General features: G+C 63.5%; 18 protein-coding genes and 1 tRNA gene. 10 read left to right on the top strand and 9 right to left on the bottom strand.

Going from position 1 to position 17,784, the window contains the following annotated elements; translation table 11 throughout:
* Positions 1–127 precede the first annotated feature (127 nt).
* The 3 genes from AB5I39_RS04055 to AB5I39_RS04045 all read right to left on the bottom strand — a co-directional run bounded on the left by AB5I39_RS04055 (position 128) and on the right by AB5I39_RS04045 (position 3,126).
* The gene (locus AB5I39_RS04055; protein WP_404371479.1) at positions 128–2,317 is read right to left on the bottom strand and encodes a TonB-dependent receptor; all 2,190 of its coding nucleotides are present in this window, start codon (positions 2,315–2,317) and stop codon (positions 128–130) included.
* Between the two features lie 91 nt (positions 2,318–2,408).
* Positions 2,409–2,882 carry a hypothetical protein gene (locus tag AB5I39_RS04050; protein WP_404371476.1) on the bottom strand — a complete coding sequence of 158 codons (474 nt, stop codon included), beginning with the start codon at positions 2,880–2,882 and terminating at the stop codon, positions 2,409–2,411.
* 169 nt (positions 2,883–3,051) lie between these two features.
* Positions 3,052–3,126: transfer RNA gene (locus AB5I39_RS04045), tRNA-Glu, on the bottom strand.
* A 135-nt stretch (positions 3,127–3,261) separates the two neighbouring features.
* Between AB5I39_RS04045 and AB5I39_RS04040 the strand changes: the two genes are divergently transcribed.
* A complete protein-coding gene (locus tag AB5I39_RS04040; RefSeq protein ID WP_299852006.1) occupies positions 3,262–3,408 on the top strand; it encodes a lmo0937 family membrane protein in 147 nt (48 codons plus the stop codon).
* Between the two features lie 20 nt (positions 3,409–3,428).
* Here AB5I39_RS04040 and AB5I39_RS04035 read toward each other — a convergent pair whose 3' ends face one another.
* The 6 genes from AB5I39_RS04035 to AB5I39_RS04010 all read right to left on the bottom strand — a co-directional run bounded on the left by AB5I39_RS04035 (position 3,429) and on the right by AB5I39_RS04010 (position 10,463).
* A complete protein-coding gene (locus AB5I39_RS04035) occupies positions 3,429–4,799 on the bottom strand; it encodes a class II 3-deoxy-7-phosphoheptulonate synthase (RefSeq protein WP_404374003.1) in 1,371 nt (456 codons plus the stop codon).
* 276 nt (positions 4,800–5,075) lie between these two features.
* On the bottom strand, positions 5,076–6,011 hold the full coding sequence (locus AB5I39_RS04030; protein WP_404371473.1) for a D-2-hydroxyacid dehydrogenase: 936 nt from the start codon (positions 6,009–6,011) through the stop codon (positions 5,076–5,078).
* Positions 6,008–7,435 carry a cysteine--tRNA ligase gene (cysS, locus tag AB5I39_RS04025; protein WP_404371471.1) on the bottom strand — a complete coding sequence of 476 codons (1,428 nt, stop codon included), beginning with the start codon at positions 7,433–7,435 and terminating at the stop codon, positions 6,008–6,010. Before cysS ends, AB5I39_RS04030 begins: the two co-directional genes overlap by 4 nt.
* 49 nt (positions 7,436–7,484) lie before the next feature.
* Positions 7,485–8,327, bottom strand: a complete 843-nt coding sequence (locus tag AB5I39_RS04020) for an intradiol ring-cleavage dioxygenase (protein WP_404371469.1) — start codon at positions 8,325–8,327, stop codon at positions 7,485–7,487.
* Positions 8,328–8,470: 143 nt separating this feature from the next.
* Positions 8,471–9,760 carry an ATP-binding protein gene (locus tag AB5I39_RS04015; RefSeq protein ID WP_404371467.1) on the bottom strand — a complete coding sequence of 430 codons (1,290 nt, stop codon included), beginning with the start codon at positions 9,758–9,760 and terminating at the stop codon, positions 8,471–8,473.
* Positions 9,747–10,463 carry a response regulator gene (locus AB5I39_RS04010; RefSeq protein ID WP_404371464.1) on the bottom strand — a complete coding sequence of 239 codons (717 nt, stop codon included), beginning with the start codon at positions 10,461–10,463 and terminating at the stop codon, positions 9,747–9,749. Before AB5I39_RS04010 ends, AB5I39_RS04015 begins: the two co-directional genes overlap by 14 nt.
* A gap of 219 nt (positions 10,464–10,682) precedes the next feature.
* Here AB5I39_RS04010 and rpsU point away from each other — a divergent pair, with 219 nt between their 5' ends.
* The 9 genes from rpsU to rfbB all read left to right on the top strand — a co-directional run bounded on the left by rpsU (position 10,683) and on the right by rfbB (position 17,676).
* On the top strand, positions 10,683–10,889 hold the full coding sequence (gene rpsU, locus AB5I39_RS04005) for a 30S ribosomal protein S21 (RefSeq protein ID WP_106640311.1): 207 nt from the start codon (positions 10,683–10,685) through the stop codon (positions 10,887–10,889).
* 79 nt (positions 10,890–10,968) lie between these two features.
* Positions 10,969–11,628 (top strand): FKBP-type peptidyl-prolyl cis-trans isomerase, encoded by a 660-nt coding sequence (locus tag AB5I39_RS04000; protein WP_404371461.1) that lies wholly within the window; start codon positions 10,969–10,971, stop codon positions 11,626–11,628.
* A gap of 201 nt (positions 11,629–11,829) precedes the next feature.
* Positions 11,830–13,239, top strand: coding sequence for a cytochrome ubiquinol oxidase subunit I (locus AB5I39_RS03995; RefSeq protein ID WP_404371458.1), 1,410 nt, complete (start codon positions 11,830–11,832; stop codon positions 13,237–13,239).
* The gene (gene cydB, locus AB5I39_RS03990) at positions 13,236–14,237 is read left to right on the top strand and encodes a cytochrome d ubiquinol oxidase subunit II (RefSeq protein ID WP_404371456.1); all 1,002 of its coding nucleotides are present in this window, start codon (positions 13,236–13,238) and stop codon (positions 14,235–14,237) included. The genes AB5I39_RS03995 and cydB overlap by 4 nt, the downstream gene beginning before the upstream one ends.
* Entirely contained in the window at positions 14,237–14,359 is a 123-nt protein-coding gene (locus tag AB5I39_RS03985; protein ID WP_404371454.1) for a DUF2474 domain-containing protein, read from the top strand. The genes cydB and AB5I39_RS03985 overlap by 1 nt, the downstream gene beginning before the upstream one ends.
* A gap of 27 nt (positions 14,360–14,386) precedes the next feature.
* Entirely contained in the window at positions 14,387–14,713 is a 327-nt protein-coding gene (locus tag AB5I39_RS03980; protein WP_404371452.1) for a hypothetical protein, read from the top strand.
* Positions 14,714–14,784: 71 nt separating this feature from the next.
* Positions 14,785–15,654, top strand: a complete 870-nt coding sequence (gene galU / locus AB5I39_RS03975) for a UTP--glucose-1-phosphate uridylyltransferase GalU (RefSeq protein ID WP_404371449.1) — start codon at positions 14,785–14,787, stop codon at positions 15,652–15,654.
* A 76-nt stretch (positions 15,655–15,730) separates the two neighbouring features.
* Positions 15,731–16,612: a glucose-1-phosphate thymidylyltransferase RfbA gene (gene rfbA, locus AB5I39_RS03970; protein WP_404371446.1), complete on the top strand. Its 882-nt coding sequence runs from the start codon at positions 15,731–15,733 to the stop codon at positions 16,610–16,612.
* Entirely contained in the window at positions 16,609–17,676 is a 1,068-nt protein-coding gene (gene rfbB, locus AB5I39_RS03965; protein ID WP_404371444.1) for a dTDP-glucose 4,6-dehydratase, read from the top strand. Before rfbA ends, rfbB begins: the two co-directional genes overlap by 4 nt.
* Positions 17,677–17,784: the final 108 nt, after the last annotated feature.

Below are 17,784 nucleotides of genomic sequence, written 5' to 3'. Positions count from 1 at the left end.
GCTGAAAGAGGTGATAAGCGTAGCATCACCATCGTCGGCGACGGCGAGCGGACCCGTCCGCATCTTGCGACGTCTGCCGGCAGGTTCGGGATGCCGGCTGGCACCCCGAACACCACACGTCGGGTGATCAAAAAGTCTTTCTGATCCCGGCGAAAAAGCCCCGGCGCGCGCCATATTGCGGCGCGCCGACACCAACGCCCGAGCCATCACGGATTTCGTAGATTTTGTCCCCGACGTTCACGACGTCGAAGCGGATCGACAGCCCCTTCATGAAGCCAAGGCCATCGAAATTCTGCGCGATGCCGAAATTGGCCGTCAGGTAGGACGGCAATTTCCCGCCGTTCGGAACGATCCCGGCGGGATCGTCGGCCCGCAAGCCGTCGCCGTACAGGAAGTCGACGGTCGGCACGAGCTTGCCCAAACTGTTCGGAATCGTGACGCTGCCGCCCCCCGACACCGTCCAGAACTGACTGTGGTCGGTGAAGATGTAGTGATTGCTGATATAATCCAGCTCGTCCTGCGCGAAGAAATATTGCGCCGAAACGATGTTCTTGCCCTTTTCCTGTCCGCGCGCGACGTTCGCATACAGGTCGAACGGTCCATGTTCGTAATTGGCGCGCAGTTCCACGCCCCAGGCATAGCCCTTGGCGTAGTTGAAGGGTGACAGCACGAGCGACGATCCGAACTGGCCTTCGTCGAGCAAATTCTTCTTGACCTTATAATACGCATCGACGCCGACGGTCAGGCCCGGCAGCACTGTTTGCTGCACGCCGCCGTCGAAATAATGTTCGCGTTCGGCGCGGACCGGATCGCCGAATTTGATCTCCGATTCCTTGGTGGTGCCGTTGAACTGCACGACGCTTGCGGTTGCGACGAGCTCCTGCGGAGGTGGCGTGAAATTCCGCGCATAGCCCAGATGGAAGGTAGTTCCCGGTGCCGGCTTCCACACGAGGTTGGCGCGCGGGCTGATCTGTTGCTCGTTAGTGTAAGCGCGCACGGCGTCGAACCGCGCACCGACGTTGAAGGTGAGCGTCGGGGTGAGAAGCCATTCGTCCTGCAGATAGAGGCCGTAGAGCTGGCCGACCTTGCGGCTGCTGTCGGTCAGGCTGCTTGGCTGATCGGTGGCCTGAACCGTGTTCCCGTTGAGATCGGTCGTCGTCGGAAAGAATTGCGACGTGACTGAGGATCGGGTGCGTTCGTTCTGGAAGAACAGGCCGAAGCGGATCGTGTGCGCATCGGAAAGCTTGTACCCGCCGTCGGCCTGTACGCCGAGCACGAGGCTGGACAGCGTCGACCGGTCGTTGAAGCCGGTGAAGATGACGTCGCCGCCTTGCGGATCGGGCCGGTATCGCGTTTCCGAATAGCGCACGAAGGGCGCGATCTGGAAGTTGAGGTCACCCCCCGCATATTGATACGCCGCGACGCCGTAGTGCGTGTTTTCGATCTGGTTCTGGTCGAGCGCTGCGGAATCGAAGGTGGACCGGCCGTTGAGCACGAACTGCGGATCCTGTCCCGGATTGTTCGGGATCTGGAATTTCCCGATCGCGGTGCCGCCAAATACGGAAATTCTGCTGGTGTCCGACAGAATGTCCGACACATAGCCGAACAGGCGATATTGCCGCGTGCGGTCGTGAATTGCGTCCAGCGCCGGGGTGGGGTTCTCGACGCCGAGATCGTTCTGCAGATAGCTGCCCGAGACGAAGTAATTGATCCGCCCGGTACTGCCATGCAGCGTTGCGCTCGGCTGGAGCGTCAGGCGACTGCCGCCGTAAAAGCCGACATCCCCGCCATTGTCGAACGCGCCGCTGCGCGTCGTCAGGTTGACGACGCCCGAGGTGCGATAGCCATATTGCGCGGGCAGCGTGCCGGTGATGAGCGAAATCGAGTCGGCGATGCGGGGGTCGAAGGTCTGCCCGAACCCTGAGATGCTTTCGGGCACGATCACGCCGTTCAGGCGATATTGCACGTTGGCATGTTCGTTGCGGACGTGAATGGCGCCGTAGCTGTCGAGCGTGACGCCCGGAGCCTGGGTCAGCACCTGCGTCAGATTGCGATCGGCGCCGCCCGGCTGATTATCCAGTGCTTTCCGAGTGAAGATGTAGTCGCTGGCACCGAGCGCCGGGAGAATGGCATCGCGCGCCTGATCGAGCTTGCGCGCGGTCACGACGATGTCGGTGTCGCCGCTCGCGGTCGGCGCTGGCGTCTGCGCAGCGCCGCCCGAGGATGGCGCGGGGGAGGGCGGTGGTGCCGACTGGGCTTGCGCGCAGGCGGGAAGCAGGGCGGCGAAGGCCGCGCCCGTCAAAAGCAGATTTCGCATGTAGTATAGCTCCAAGAACCTTAGAGGTGCCGCTGTTTCGCAGGCACCAAAGCGGGGCGCCTTACGGCCCCCGTCGCGACGATCGTGAAGGTTACGCGAGCGTCGGCGGTCCTCGACTGTTCCAGGAATGAGACCGTTGCGGCGGCATCCGCTGCCAAAGGGGCGTGGCGGAGTACCAGGCGGCGACGTCCAACGGGCGGTGGAGTTCGAAACGCGTCGCCGGAACCATCGCATCGGCGAGCGCCATGCCTTCGCAAATCGGACAGGAGTCCGGCGTCTCCGCAGGCGTGCGGTGATGTTGCGCGGCGTGGAAGGTGCCGTTGTCTTTGCTCGACGCGGTGATGCGTACGTCGAAATGCGAGTGCTGATGTGCGCTGAACAACGTACCCGGCGCCGCCAATGCCAAGGCGATCAGGCCGAGGAGCGCGAGCCGGAAATTGAGTGGCCGACCCGCCATCAACCGTGCCGCATAGGCACCGATGGACCTCCAGCCGCGCTGCACCACTCGGCCGCTGCTGCAATTCGGCACGCTTCGACCGATCTGCTTGGGGGCGGAAGAACCCACTCTTACAGGCCGGTGCGGCATTCTGGTCGGCGTCGAGTTGGCGACATGATACATCATCTCGCACGTGCAGCGAAATTGTAAAGGTTTTTGATCTGCCGCAGCCGAGATGCTGTGATTGTGTGGCGATTCAGCACCACCCCGCCCGGTTCCGTCATTTCTCGTTTGACGATGGTGACCCCTACGAGAATCGAACTCGTGCTTACGCCGTGAGAGGGCGTCGTCCTAACCGCTAGACGAAGGGGCCATGCGTGGGAGGACTGGCCTTACGCACCGGTCGCGGCCGCGTCAAGGTGAGGGCGGAACTTGCGCGACGGGTCGGCGTTTTTTGAAGGCTGCGGCCCGAACAGGCGGTCCGTGCGTGAAATCTTGGGAATTTCAAATGCTTTGGACCATCGTCGTAGTTCTGCTCGTGCTCTGGGCACTGGGTTTCGCTGTTCATATTGGCGGTGGGTTGATTCACCTGTTGCTGGTCATCGCGTTGATCGTCGTGGTCGTGCGGCTTGTGCAGGGCCGTCGCGTCGTCTGACCCCGGCAGCGCGCGGCGGTTCAAGCCGCTGCGCGCCGCCGCTCGGCCATTTCGACGTTAAGCATTTCGGCCAGCAGGAAGGCGAGTTCGAGCGATTGCCCCGCATTCAATCGCGGATCGCAATGCGTGTGATACCGGTCGGCCAGCGATTGCTCGGTGACGTCCACCGCGCCACCCGTGCACTCGGTGACGTTCTGTCCGGTCATCTCCGCATGAATGCCCCCGGCGATCGAACCCTCAGCCCGATGGACGGCGAAGAAGCCACGCACTTCGGCCAGGATGCGATCGAACGGGCGCGTTTTATAGCCGTTTGCCGCCTTGACGACGTTGCCGTGCATCGGATCGCAGCTCCACACGACCGGATGTCCCTCGCGCAAGACCGCGCGGACCAGCTTGGGCAGGCCGGCCTCAATTTTGTCGTGGCCGTAGCGTGTGATCAGCGTGATGCGCCCAGGGACGCGGTTGGGGTTGAGCGTATCGAGCAGGCGCAGCAGCGCGTCGGGTTCCAGGCTCGGGCCGCATTTCATGCCAATCGGATTGCCGATGCCGCGCAGATATTCGACGTGCGCGCTGCCTTCGAAGCGCGTGCGATCCCCAATCCATAGGAAATGCGCCGACGTGTCATACCAGTCTCCGGTCAGCGAATCCTGCCGCGTTAGAGCCTGTTCGTAGCGCAGCAGGAGCGCTTCGTGGCTGGTGTAGAAGCTGGTCTGTGCCAGTTGCGGCACAGTTTCGGGGCTGATCCCGCACGCGGCCATGAACTCCAGCGCCTCACCGATGCGGTCGGCGGTCTCGGCATATTTCTTCGCCCAGGGGCTGCGGCCCATATAGTCGTGCGTCCAGCGATGGACTTGCGCGAGGTTGGCATAGCCGCCGCCCGCGAAGGCGCGCAGCAGGTTGAGCGTCGCCGCGGACTGGCTGTACGCGCGGATCATCCGCTGGGGATCGGGCTCGCGGCCCTCGGCGGTGAAGTCGATATCGTTGACGATGTCGCCGCGGTACGCAGGCAGGGTAACGTCACCCTGAGTCTCGGTATCGGCCGATCGTGGCTTGGCGAATTGACCCGCCATGCGGCCGAGTTTCACTGTCGGCAGCTTCGACGCGAAGGTGAGCACCACCGCCATCTGCAAGATGACGCGGAAGGTGTCGCGGATGTTGTTGGCGCTGTGCTCGGCGAAGCTCTCGGCGCAATCGCCGCCCTGCAGCAGGAACGCCTTGCCCTCGGCCACGCGCGCAAGGTCGGCGGTCAGGTTGCGCGCTTCGCCTGCGAAGACGAGCGGAGGGAAGGAGGCGAGCTGATCGGTCGCGGCGTCGAGCGCGGCGGCGTCGGAATAGGTCGGCATCTGCCGCGCATCGGCGCGCATCCAGCTATCGGGGGTCCAGCGGCTCATGTCCTGCTCCGTACGCATCTGAATATACCAATCGGCATGGGTGGCGATTCCGTTGGCGGCGATCTGATTGACGACCGGGCCGCTCGCGCGTTTGCCGTCTTCTTCCCAACCCTGGACGGTCGAGCCGGGCGCGCCGTACCATGCGCCGAACGCCGCACGGGTAAGCGCACGTTCTTCGCGAAAACGCCGGATCTTGATGCCTGCCATCGTCGTCATGCGCGGCCATTACCCAGCGAGGGTAAGGCGGGCAAGCAGAAATTTCCCAGACGGGGTAATTCAGTAGCCGGCGGTCAGATCCACGACATTTTCCATCGGCCGCCCGGCGCGGAAGGCGTCGAGGTTGCGCAGGAACAGAGCGGCGGCGCGCTGAAACATCTTGGTCTGGCTGCGGCCGGACAAATGCATCGTGTGGATCAGGTTGGGGGCGGTCCACAAAGGATCCTCCGCGGGCAGCGGTTCGGGCGTGACGGTGTCTAGGCACGCGCCGCCGATGCGCTGCGCCTTGAGGGCGGCGATCAGCGCGTCCTGATCGACCATGTCGCCGCGGCCGAGGTTGAACAGCCACGCGCCGGGCTTCATCGCCGCGAGTTCCGCCGCGCCGATCATCGCGTGCGTCGCGTCGGTCGAGGGAGCGGCAAGGATGACCCAGTCGAAGTCGCCGAGCTTCGCCTTCCACGCGTCTGGAGTCAGCGTGCCGTCGCGCCCGGAGCGGGTGACGCCCGTGACCGCGACGCCGAAAGCCGCCAACCGCTCGCCGATCAACTTGCCGATCGCGCCATAGCCGACGACCAGCGCGCTGGTTTCGAACAGTTCGATCCGCCCCGGCGCATAATCGGGCCAGGCGCGGCGATCGGCGATGCGCACGACCTCGTCATAGCGTTTGGCGGCGACCAGCACGCTCATCACGGCATATTCGGCGACGGCGATCGCGTTGATCCCGGTGCCGTTGGTAACGACCGTCCCGTCCCGCGCGAGCTTCGCCATGTCGAGCGAATCGATTCCCGCGATCGCGGTGAACAGCCATTTCAGCGATGTCGCCGCCGCCACTGCCTCGGGTGTCAGGCCATGCGGGAAAAGATCGACCCAGCCGATATCGGCATCGACCATCGCCGCCGTTGCTTCCTCGCGCGTGGTGACCCAGGCGATATCGAGATCGGCGGGCAAATGCGCTTCGAGCAAGCCACGGGCGAGGGCGGGGAGGACGGCTTTCATACAGTGAGTTTCCAATCCCAACCAAGCGAATCACCGTCCATCACCTCGACTCCGGCGGCGGTGAGCGTATCGCGGATCCTGTCGGACGCCGCGAAATCCTTTGCCGCGCGCGCGTCCCGGCGGGCGGTCAAATGGGCGTCGATTTCGGCTTCGGTAAGCGTTGCGGTAGCTGGGCGAAGGCGGAGGTCGGCGCGGTTCAGCGTTTCGAGCTTGAGGCCCAGCACGGCGTCGAAATCGCCAAGTGCGCGCAGCCGCGTCGCCGGCGACAGGCGTTTGTCGGCGAGAAGTTCGTCGAGCACGGTCAGCGCGCGCGGCGTGGCCAGGTCGTCGGCGACCGCTTCCTCCAGCCGCGCGAAGTACGGTTCAGCATCGCCTTTCAGCACATAATCGTCGCGCGCGCGCAACGCGTCGCGCGCGATCACCAGCCGCTTCAGCCGCGTGAACGCTGCCGCCAGATTCTCCCAGGTAAATTCCAGCTCGCTGCGATAATGCGCCTGCAGGCACATCATGCGATAGGCGAGCGGGTGGAAGCCAGCGTCGATCAGCGTCTGGAGCCGGAGAAACTCACCGGTCGATTTCGACATCTTGCCGCCGCGATCCACCAGGAAGTTGTTGTGCATCCAGATCCGTGCACCGCTGTCGTTGCAGCCGCAGAACGACTGATTCTGCGCGATTTCATTGGGGTGGTGGATTTCGCGGTGGTCGATTCCCCCGGTGTGGATGTCGAACGGATGGCCGAGATGCTGGCGGCTCATCACCGAGCATTCGAGATGCCAGCCCGGCGCACCCTTGCCCCAAGGGGAATCCCACTCCATCTGGCGCTGCTCGCCGGGGGGTGAGCGCCGCCAGATCGCGAAATCGGCTGCATTGCGCTTGCCCGAGACCGGGTCGATCCGGCTCTCGCCCGCGTCCGACACGGCACGCGCGAGTGCGCCGTAGTGCGGCACGCGTGTCGTATCGAAGTACAGCCCGCCCTCGATCAGGTAGCAGTCCTTCTCGATCGCCTGCGCGAATTCGATCATCTGCGGGATATGGTCGGTCGCGACGGTCCATTCGGCCGGAGGATCGATGTTGAGGCGCGCTACATCCTCTTTGAACGCGGCGGTATAATGCGCGGCGATTTCCCAGATCGACTTGGCCTGCGCCGCGGCGGCCTTTTCCATCTTGTCGTCGCCCGCATCGGCATCGCTGGTCAGGTGGCCGACATCGGTGATGTTGATGATGTGCTTGGTCGGATAGCCCTTCCAGCGCAGCACGCGGCCGAGCGTGTCGGCGAACAGAAAGGCGCGCATGTTGCCAATGTGCTGATAGTTATAGACCGTCGGCCCGCAGGTGTAGATCCGCACCAACGCGGGATCGATCGGCGCGAACGGCTCTGTCGTGCGCGTGAGGCTGTTATAGAAGGTGAGGGGGGTACCGGTCATCCCGCCGCTGTAGCGGCGAGATGCCTGCACCGCAAAGGGGCCGCGGTTCCTATCGCGCGAGGCCGATCAGGGCCGACGCCGTATAGCCCGTGGTTGCCGCGGCGAAGGTAGGCGTTTGCTGGGCGATTTGCGCGGCTGTATTGTCGCTGAAGACATTGTCGTTGGCGAGGGTCACCTGCGCCAGGTTGGTCCTGCTCGAGGGATAGGTCGCAGTATCGGCATAGACCGTCGCATTGAGTGCTGTTGGCATAGCGAGTTGTGACGTCAAAAGCGCATTCCGCCCGCTGGTCGCCGACGACAGGCTGGAAAAAACCTCGAAGTGCATGTGCGGCCAGCGACCCGAATAGCAGCCCGGATAAATGGTGGTGAAGGTCACCTGGCCGTTGGCATCGGTAACCTGAACGCCGCGCAGATAGCTTTCGGTCGGCGCGGTATAGAGCGAATAATTGCCGAGGCGGTCGCAATGCCACAGATAGATCGCATAGCCGGCCAGCGGCGCACACGCCGCATTCACATTGACCAGCGTCAGCGTAAGGACGACTTGCACGCCGGTGGCGACGGTGGTGGTGCTGATGAAGCTCGGGCGAATGTCGCTGCGCACGATGCCGTTGATGTTGAGCGAATTGCTGGTCGATCCGGATGATGTGTTGGTGCCGTCGGCCGGATATGGTCCTGCGGTCTCGCTCGGGTCCGCGATGCAGCTACCGGTGGTCGTCGCCGTGGGCGTCGGTGTCGGCGTGACGGTTGGGGTCGGCGTCGGCGTCGCCGTGACGACGGAGACGGTGCTATTTCCGCTCGTTCCGGACCCGCCGGAGCAACCAGCGATCAGCGCGGCGGTACCTGCCCCGGCGAACCAGCGCAGTGCCTGACGCCGTTCGAACTGTTGCTGCATGATCTGCAGATCATGGCAAAGACCAAGGTCATGATCTTCGTTATCGTGTTGCACGAGCTTGCTCCCGAATGGTGACGGGAGCGTTTTTGACGACGTAGTGCGCGACGATATTTCACCAGCGTCGCTTCCTGTTGCAAAATGTTTCAGCGCTGCAACCGCGGGAGGACGACGCGCACGCGCCCACCCCCGGCATGGTTTTCCAGCGTCACGACCCCGCGATGCGCCTCGACGATCGCGCGCACGATCGCGAGACCAAGGCCGGTGCCGCCGGTGTCGCGGTTGCGCGAGGGGTCGCCACGAACGAACGGTTCGAAAAGGCGCAGGCTGTGGCCCGCATCGAAGCCCGGACCGTGATCGTCGATCGTGACCGTCACGGTGTCCAGATCCAGCACCCAACCAACCGCGGCGGTGTTGCCGTAGCGCACGGCATTTTCGACCAGATTGCCAAACATGCGCCGCAAAGCCGCCGGGTCGCCGCGTACGATCACGCGCGCACCGGGCGTGAGCGCAACTGGCGCACCCGTTGCCGCCATGTCTTCGCAGAGACTGTCGAGCAGGCTGCCCAGATCAAGCCGCTGATCTGCGCGCTCGCTGGCTTCATCGCGGGCAAAGCGTAGCGCCGCCGCCAGCATCGCCCGCATTTCCTCAATGTCGGCGAGCGCGCGGGTCCGCGAATTGTCGGGAAGTTGTTCGATTCGGAAGGCGAGACGCGAAAGTGGCGTTCCCACGTCATGCGCGATGGCGGCGAGCATGGTGGTGCGCCCTTGCGCATCCTGGGTCAGCCGGTGGTGCATCGCGGCCACCGCACGCGACAGGTCCCGGACCTCGCTGGCACCGCCTTCCGGAATTGTGCCGAGCGGAACCCCGGCGCGGGCGTGGATGGCGGTGTCGGCAAGTTGGCGCAGCGGGCGCGACAAGGCGCGAGCGATCCGCCAGGTCGGCACGGCGAGCAGGAGGACCAGTCCGAGCATCGCGCCGAGCGTTACCAAATGCCACCGCGTGATCAGCGCGCGTGGCGGATTTGACACGATACGCCATGTTGCCCCGCGCCGCAGCCCGGCGGCAAAGTCACCGACGAACGCCGATCCGATATCGTCGGGTTGTGGTTCAGCGAAGATTTTCACCCTGTCGGCCGAGACGCCCAGGATCGTCGCCAGCCGCACCTCCCCGGCGTGCGCTCGGTTTTGCCCCGTGGGGGCGGTCGGGCGGTCGGAAATACTAAGCGGCGGTCCCGGGTCGTGGGGCGGCGTGCCGGTTCTCAAGGCGGAGGCGATACTCTCAAGGCTTCGCGGCGGGTCCTTTGGCGGTGGTCCGTTGAAGGTGACGAGAAAAAAGGCGACCATCGCCGCGATCAACGCCGCCAGCACGAGCGCGAAGATCGAGACCGCGATGGAGGGTGCCGATCCCGAGGGGGAGCGATCAGCGTGCGACATCGGCCACGAACAGATAGCCTTCGTTGCGGACCGTCCGGATGAGGTCTTCGCACCCTTCGCGGGCGAGTTTGCGGCGCAGGCGGCTGACTTGTACATCGATCGCGCGGTCGAAATGTTCGGCCTGTGTGCCGCGCGACAGATCGAGCAATTGATCGCGACTGAGCACGCGGCGCGGGCGTTCGACCAAGGCGAGTAACAAACGGAATTCGCCGTCGGAGAGATCGATGACCGTATCGTCGGGATCGATCAGTTCGCGGCCGACCGGATCCAGTCGCCATCCCGCAAAGCGCCACCAGGCACGCCCGCCGGTCGCGGACGTCGCCATCGGCGCCTCCTGTCGTCGGCGCAGCACCGCACGGATTCGCGCGAGCAATTCGCGTGGATTGGCCGGTTTGGGGATATAATCGTCCGCCCCCATTTCCAGCCCGACGATTCGGTCGATATCGGTGCCGATCGCCGACAGCATCACGACAGCGGGTGCGGTCGCGCGGTCGAGCGATCGCAATACCGACAGACCGTCCTCACCCGGCATCATGACGTCCAGCACTACCAGCGCATACGTGTTGGCGCGCATCGCGGCACGCATCGTCGGCGCGTCCGCAGCGGTATCGACCAGATAACCGTGCTGCCCCAGAAAGGCGGCGGTCAAATCGCGAATGCCGGGATCGTCATCGACAACAAGGATACGGGTGGTCAGGTCCATGACGGGCGCGTGCTGCAACATCCTTACGTGTTTGGCCCACCTGCGTACCGGGCGCATTGCAGCGCTGCAATGAATCGCCTTCGCACCGACAGTGTGGCATCCAGGCAACAGGTGTTTCGCCTTGAAAAGCGCAATGGCTGCTGTTAGGGCGCACGCCTTGCGACGCGGACCTCATGTTCGCGGCGGCGCTTTTCTATCAATTCGGAGCTGTTCGGGTTTATGCAAATCATCGTACGCGACAACAATGTCGACCAGGCGCTGCGCGCGCTCAAGAAGAAGCTGCAGCGCGAGGGCGTCTATCGCGAGATGAAGCTGCGCCGGCACTACGAAAAGCCGAGCGAGAAGCGTGCACGTGAGCGTGCCGCTGCCGTCCGCCGCGCTCGCAAGCTGGAGCGCAAGCGGATGGAACGCGACGGGGTTCGGTAAGATACCCTTTGGGCCGGTGCCGATCGCGCGCCGGCCGTTCGTTCTGACGTAAAACTTCGACCCCCGCCCGGGAGCCACCATGTCGATCACCGCTGTCCCGCTGAAGCCCGTAAAGCGGAGCATTCTGGTGTATATCTGGCTGTTCATCGCGCTGGCGGTGGTCGCTGCTGCGGCGCTGGCGATGCAGACGCCAATCGACCCGACGACCGCGTTTCTCGCGAAGAATGCGCGTGCGAAGGGCGTGGTGACGACCGCGTCCGGCCTGCAGTACCTTGTGCTGACGCCGGGCAAGGGCCCGCACCCGACGGACGAAGACATCGGCCTGATTAATTACGAAGGCCGTCTGGTGGATGGCACGGTTTTCGACAAATCGCCCCAGCCCACGCCGATTCCGGTCGTGGCCAGCAATCCCGAGACCGGCCGCCAGGGCGTCATCGCTGGCTTCTCCGAAGCGCTGAAGCTGATGTCGAAGGGCGCGAAATACCGTGTCTGGATCAAGCCGAGCCTCGGTTATGGCGAAAAAGACCAAGGCGTCATCCCGCCGCATTCGACGCTGGTGTTCGATCTCGAACTGCTCGAATTCATCCCCGAATCGACCTATCGCCAGATTCAGCAGCAACAGCAGATGATGCAGCAGCAGATGCAGCAGCGCGGTGGTGCTGGTGCGGTTCCCCCGGTGCGCAGCCGCAGGGTGGTGAAGGTCAGCCCGGCGGGCGCTGATGCTCCGGCGGCCTGGTAGAGTTTCCTGACGCGCTTGAAGAAGACAGCGCTCCGACAGGCTCAGGGCGAACGGGGTCTTTGGTCAAGTCGCCGACGATCTGTCACGCATCCTCTATAACGCTAATGCGTTTGCGTGTGGCGGCAACAGTGTCGCTTGCACGCTGCGCACTTGCCGCTCGCGTCAAGCGGGCGCAAGGGAGCCGCGAGAGGTAGCTACGACATGTTCGACGGCATCGACCCGATTATTCTCGCTCGCGCGCAATTCGCCTTTACGGTCAGTTTCCACTTTATTTTTCCGGCCTTCTCGATCGGCTTGGCGAGCTATCTTGCGGTCCTCGAAGGGCTCTGGCTGCGCACCGGAAAACAGCTTTATCTCGATATTTTCCGCTTCTGGCTGAAGATTTTCGCAGTCGCCTTTGCGATGGGAGTCGTCTCCGGAATCGTGATGTCTTATCAGTTCGGCACCAATTGGGCGGTGTTCTCCGACAAGACCGGGCCGATTCTCGGGCCGCTGATGGCCTATGAAGTTCTGACCGCCTTCTTCCTCGAAGCGGGCTTCCTTGGCGTGATGCTGTTCGGCATGAAGAAGGTCGGCAAGCGACTGCATTTCACCGCCACCTGCATGGTTGCGGTCGGGACTGCGATCTCGGCGTTCTGGATCCTGTCGGCGAACAGCTGGATGCACACGCCGCAAGGCTATGCGATCAACGCGCAAGGGCAGTTCGTGATGGCGGGATCCTGGTCGAAGGTCATCTTCAACCCCAGCTTCCCATACCGCTTCGTTCATACCGTCATCGCCGCGTATCTGACCACCTCGCTGGTCGTTGGTGCCACCGGTGCCTGGCATTTGCTCAAGAACCCGAGCGAACCGCACGCGCGCAAGATTTTCAGCATGGCGATGTGGATGGCAGCGATTGTCGCGCCGATTCAAATCCTGGCAGGCGACGCCCACGGTCTCAACACGCTCGAGCATCAGCCGGCCAAGGTGATGGCCATGGAAGGGCATTATGACAGCCATCCAAACGGCGCACCGCTGATCCTGTTCGGTATCCCGAATGCCGAAAAGAAGCGGATGGATTATGCGATCGAGATTCCAAAGGCTTCCTCGCTGATCCTGAAGCACGATTTGAATGCGCCGCTGAAGGGCCTGGACTCGGTGCCGCAGGATAAACAGCCGCCGGTCGCCATCCTGTTCTGGTCGTTCCGCGTGATGGTCGGTCTTGGCTTTGCAATCTTCGGGCTGGGCCTGTGGAGCCTGGTCGCGCGCTGGCGCGGCAAGCTGTACGATTGGAAGTGGCTGCACCGCGCCGGCGTGCTGATGGGCCCGGCCGGGTTCGTCGCGGTTATTGCCGGGTGGATCACGACCGAGACCGGGCGCCAGCCCTATACGGTCTATGGTCTGCTGCGCACGGCCGATAGCGCATCGCCGCTCGCTGCGCCCGCCGTTGGGGCGTCGCTGGTCGCCTTCGTGCTGGTCTATTTCGCGGTGTTCGGCGTCGGCACCTGGTATATCCTGCGCCTGATCGGCAAGGGCGTCGAAACCGGTGAGACCGAGATCGATGATGCGCCGATCCGCACCGCCGGCGTCACACCGTCGCCGGCGCACCATCCGGAAGGACAGCCGGCATGATCAACGCCGATCTTGCGACCGTTTGGGCCTTCATCATCGCGTTTGCGGTTTTCGGATACGTGGTGCTCGACGGCTTCGATCTGGGCATCGGTATCCTGTTCCCCGCCTTCAAGGTCGGCGCGGACCGCGATGCGGCGATGAATGCGATCGCGCCGGTGTGGGACGGGAACGAGACGTGGCTGGTGCTCGGCGGCGGCGGCCTGTTTGCGGCCTTTCCGCTGGCGTACGCGATCCTGATGCCGGCAATGTATCCGCCCATCATCGCGATGCTGCTGGGCCTGGTATTCCGTGGGGTGGCGTTCGAGTATCGCTGGCGCGATCCGGCGCATCGGAGGTGGTGGGATATTGGTTTCACCGCCGGATCGGTCACCGCCGCCTTTGCGCAAGGCGTCGTTCTGGGGGCATTGTTGCAGGGCGTTAAGGTGTCGGGTCGCGGCTATGGGGGGGCTTGGCTCGACTGGCTCACGCCGTTCAGCGTGCTGACCGGGGTGAGCGTCGTAATCGGCTATGCCCTGCTCGGCGCGACCTGGCTAATCGCCAAGACAGAGGGCCGCACTGCCGAACAGGCGCTCGGCTTCGCACGCTGGCTCGGCGCGGCGACCTTGGTCGCGGTGGCGGCGGTGAGCCTCGCGACGCCGTTCCTCAATCACGATTATTACAGCCGCTGGTTCCGGATGCCGGGTTTATTGCTGACCGCGCCCGTGCCGATCCTGGTCGCGACGATCGCGTTCTTGTTCTGGCGGTCGCTCGGCCGCGGCGGACAGATTCTGCCGTTCGTGCTGACGATCGCGATGTTCTTCCTGTGCTTCGTCGGGCTTGGCATCAGCATGTACCCGTACATCGTGCCGGCGAGCGTGACGATCTGGCAGGCGGCAGCACCCGAATCGGCCCAAATCTTCATGCTCATCGGGGTCGGCATCATGCTGCCGCTGATCATCGGCTATACCGCTTGGGGCTATTGGGTGTTCCGCGGCAAGGTCGGCGAGGGCTATCATTGATGACCGAACAGCCGCTTGCTCCGCTGTGGAAGCGCCTCGCCTGGATGGCCGGCATCTGGGCGGCTAGCGTGGCCGCGCTCGGTGTGGTGGCATATGGCCTGAAAGTGTGGTTACGGGCCTGATCTCTCCGGCTTAAAGGCGCGCACATCGTGGATTGGGGCATTTTCAAACGCCAGATGGGCGAGCAATTGCACATCAGCGACGATGCGCTGCACGTGCATGCCGGTATGGCGATCCTGATCCTGGTCGCCCTCGTGCTGCGTCGTCCGCCGTGGAATTGGCGCCCTCTGCTCGTGGTCGCCGTGATCGAGGCAGTGAACGAGATTTACGACATGCGTTCGCTCGGCGTGCGGCCAAATAACGAAAGCGCGCTTCCCGATAGCATCCACGATTTCGTGCTGACGATGCTGTGGCCAGTGGTCATAGCGATCACTTGGCCGCTGTTCCGCCGCTTCCTCGCCGAACGAGGCAAATAGCAGCGTCTTTCCTTAGACCTGTGCGCGCGCTAACGCGGCCAATACGCGAATCATCGGGGTGAAGGATTCCCATGCAAATCAAGCCGTTGCGCAAGGCCGTGTTTCCCGTGGGGGGCTTGGGGACTCGTTTTCTGCCGGCGACCAAGGCCATGCCGAAGGAAATGCTGCCCGTGGTGGATCGCCCCTTGATCCAATATGCGGTCGATGAAGCGATCGAAGCCGGGATCGAGCAGATGATCTTCGTCACCGGACGCGGCAAATCTGCGATCGAGGACCATTTCGACATCGCCTACGAACTCGAATCGACGATGTCGGCGCGCGGCAAGTCGCTCGAGGTACTCGATCAGACGCGGCTTGCGCCCGGTGCGGTCGCCTATGTCCGGCAGCAGGAGCCGATGGGCCTTGGCCATGCCGTGTGGTGCGCGCGCGATATCGTCGGCGATGAACCGTTCGCCGTGCTGTTGGCTGACGATTTCATGGTCGGGAAACCTGGCTGCCTCCGCCAGATGGTCGACGCTTATATGAAGGTCGGCGGCAACATGATCTGCGCGCAGGAAGTACCGGAAGATCAGACGCACATGTACGGCGTGATCACGCCCGGCACGCGCGACGGCGCGCTGACGGAAGTGAAGGGGCTGGTGGAAAAGCCCGCCAAGGGCACCGCGCCGTCGAACCTGTCGGTGATCGGTCGCTACATTCTTCAGCCCGAAGTGATGCGTGTGCTTGAGAACCAGGGCAAAGGTGCCGGCGGGGAAATCCAGCTGACCGATGCGATGGCGCGGATGATCGGCGATCAGCCGTTCCACGGCCTGACGTTCGATGGCAAACGCTACGATTGCGGCGACAAGGCTGGCTATGTCACCGCCAATTTGGCGGTTGCCGTCAGCCGCGAGGACATTGGTGAGACGATTCGCGCCTTTGCCGTTGACCTGCTGAAGTGACGCCGCGACGCCCCGCCAGAGACCTTTAACCAATTCGCGCTAGACCGGGCTCGATTAGCAACGGGTCCGAGAACGCATGAAGGGTATCATTCTGGCCGGGGGCGCGGGAACGCGGCTATATCCGGCGACACTCGCGCTGTCGAAGCAGCTCTTGCCGGTGTTCGACAAGCCGATGATCTATTACCCGCTCTCGGTGCTGATGCTCGCGGGGATTCGTGATATCCTGATCATCTCGACCCCGCGCGACCTGCCAATGTTCCGCCTGTTGCTCGGCGATGGCTCGGCGCTTGGCGTCAACCTGTCCTATTGCGAACAGCCCACCCCGGGGGGATTGCCGCAAGCCTTTGTGCTGGGCGCGGAGTTTCTGGACGGCGAGGCGTGCGCGCTGATCCTGGGCGACAACATCTTTCATGGCGATGCGCTGGGTGCCAAGTGCCGCGCGGCGGCGGTGGCGGCGGAGCAGGGCGGGGCGACGGTGTTTGCGTATCAGGTCGACGATCCCGAGCGCTATGGCGTCGTATCGTTCGATTCGATTAGCGGGCGCGCGACGGGGATCGAGGAAAAGCCAGCCGAACCAGAATCGAACTGGGCGGTGACCGGCCTCTATTTCTGCGACGCGGGCGTGGTCGATATCGCGCGCAGCCTCAAGCCGTCAGCGCGTGGCGAGACCGAGATCGTCGATGTGCTAAAGGACTATCTGGCACGCGACGCCTTGTCGGTCGGACGGCTGGGGCGCGGCTATGCCTGGCTCGACACCGGCACGCATGATTCGCTCCACGACGCTTCCTCCTTCGTTCGCACGATCGAGCGGCGGCAGGGGATCAAGATCGCCTGTCCCGAGGAAATCGCGCTCGATCTCGGCTGGCTCGATGCAGCGCAGGTTAGCGCACGCGCCGACACAATGGGCAAGACCGAATATGCGCGCTATTTGCACGCGCGCGCCCGAGCTGCGGCATGAGCGCCGTAATCCCGCTCAACGCTAGCCCAGATCGCTGCGTGCTCGTCACCGGCGGGGCGGGCTTCATCGGCTCCGCGGTGTGCCGTCACCTCGTTCGAGGCGGGCGAACCCGTGTCATCAATCTCGATAAGCTGACCTATGCGGGATCGCTTGCGTCATTGGAAGACGTCGCCGGCGCACGCAATTACCGCTTCGTCCAGGGGGATATCGCAAACCGCGCATTGGTATCGCAGCTGCTGGCCGAGGAGCGCGTCGATGCGGTGATGCATCTGGCGGCGGAGAGCCACGTCGATCGCTCGATCGACGGCCCGGCGGTGTTCATCGAAACGAATATTACCGGGACATTCCATCTGCTGGAGGCCGCGCTCGACCATTGGCGCGGCCTGGAAGGGGAGGCCAAGGCCCGCTTTCGTTTCCACCATATCTCGACCGACGAAGTCTTTGGCGATCTGCCGTTCGATTCATCGAAATTCGACGAGCAATCGCCCTACTGCCCGTCATCGCCCTATTCGGCTTCAAAGGCAGCATCGGATCATTTGGTTCGTGCCTGGCACCATACCTTCGGGTTGCCGGTCGTGTTGTCGAACTGCAGCAACAATTACGGTCCGCATCAATTCCCCGAAAAGCTGATCCCGTTGACGATCACGCGTGCGGCGGCGGGGCTGAGTCTGCCCGTTTACGGCACTGGGGAGAATGTGCGCGATTGGCTGCACGTCGAGGACCATGCCCGCGCCTTGGACGCGGTTATGACCCGCGGTGCGGTAGGTCAGACCTATGTCATCGGCGGGCGAGCGGAACATAGCAACATCGCGGTAGTGGCGATGATCTGCGACCTGCTTGATGCAAAGATCCCGTTAGCGAATGGCAAACGCCGCCGATCCTTGATCCAGTTTGTCACCGACCGCCCCGGACATGATCGACGCTATGCGATCGATCCGAGCCTGATTGAGCGGGAATTGGGTTGGCGCGCCGAAGTCGCCTTTACCGACGGATTGGCGGCAACGATCGACTGGTATCTGGCCGATCAGGCCCGGCGGGTGTCAGCGGTGCCACAGGTCGGCTAAGCGGACCGGGCCTTGGCGTAACGGCGATTGCCGACGGCCGCGCCGCGTTTCAGTATTTGACGTTGATGGAAGGTCCGCGGGGTGGCGGTCCATACGATACGCTGCGCG

The organism is Sphingomonas sp. MMS24-J45 (assembly GCF_044881195.1).
Classification (GTDB): Bacteria; Pseudomonadota; Alphaproteobacteria; order Sphingomonadales; family Sphingomonadaceae; genus Sphingomonas.
This window is presented reverse-complemented; position numbering and strand designations above follow the sequence as displayed.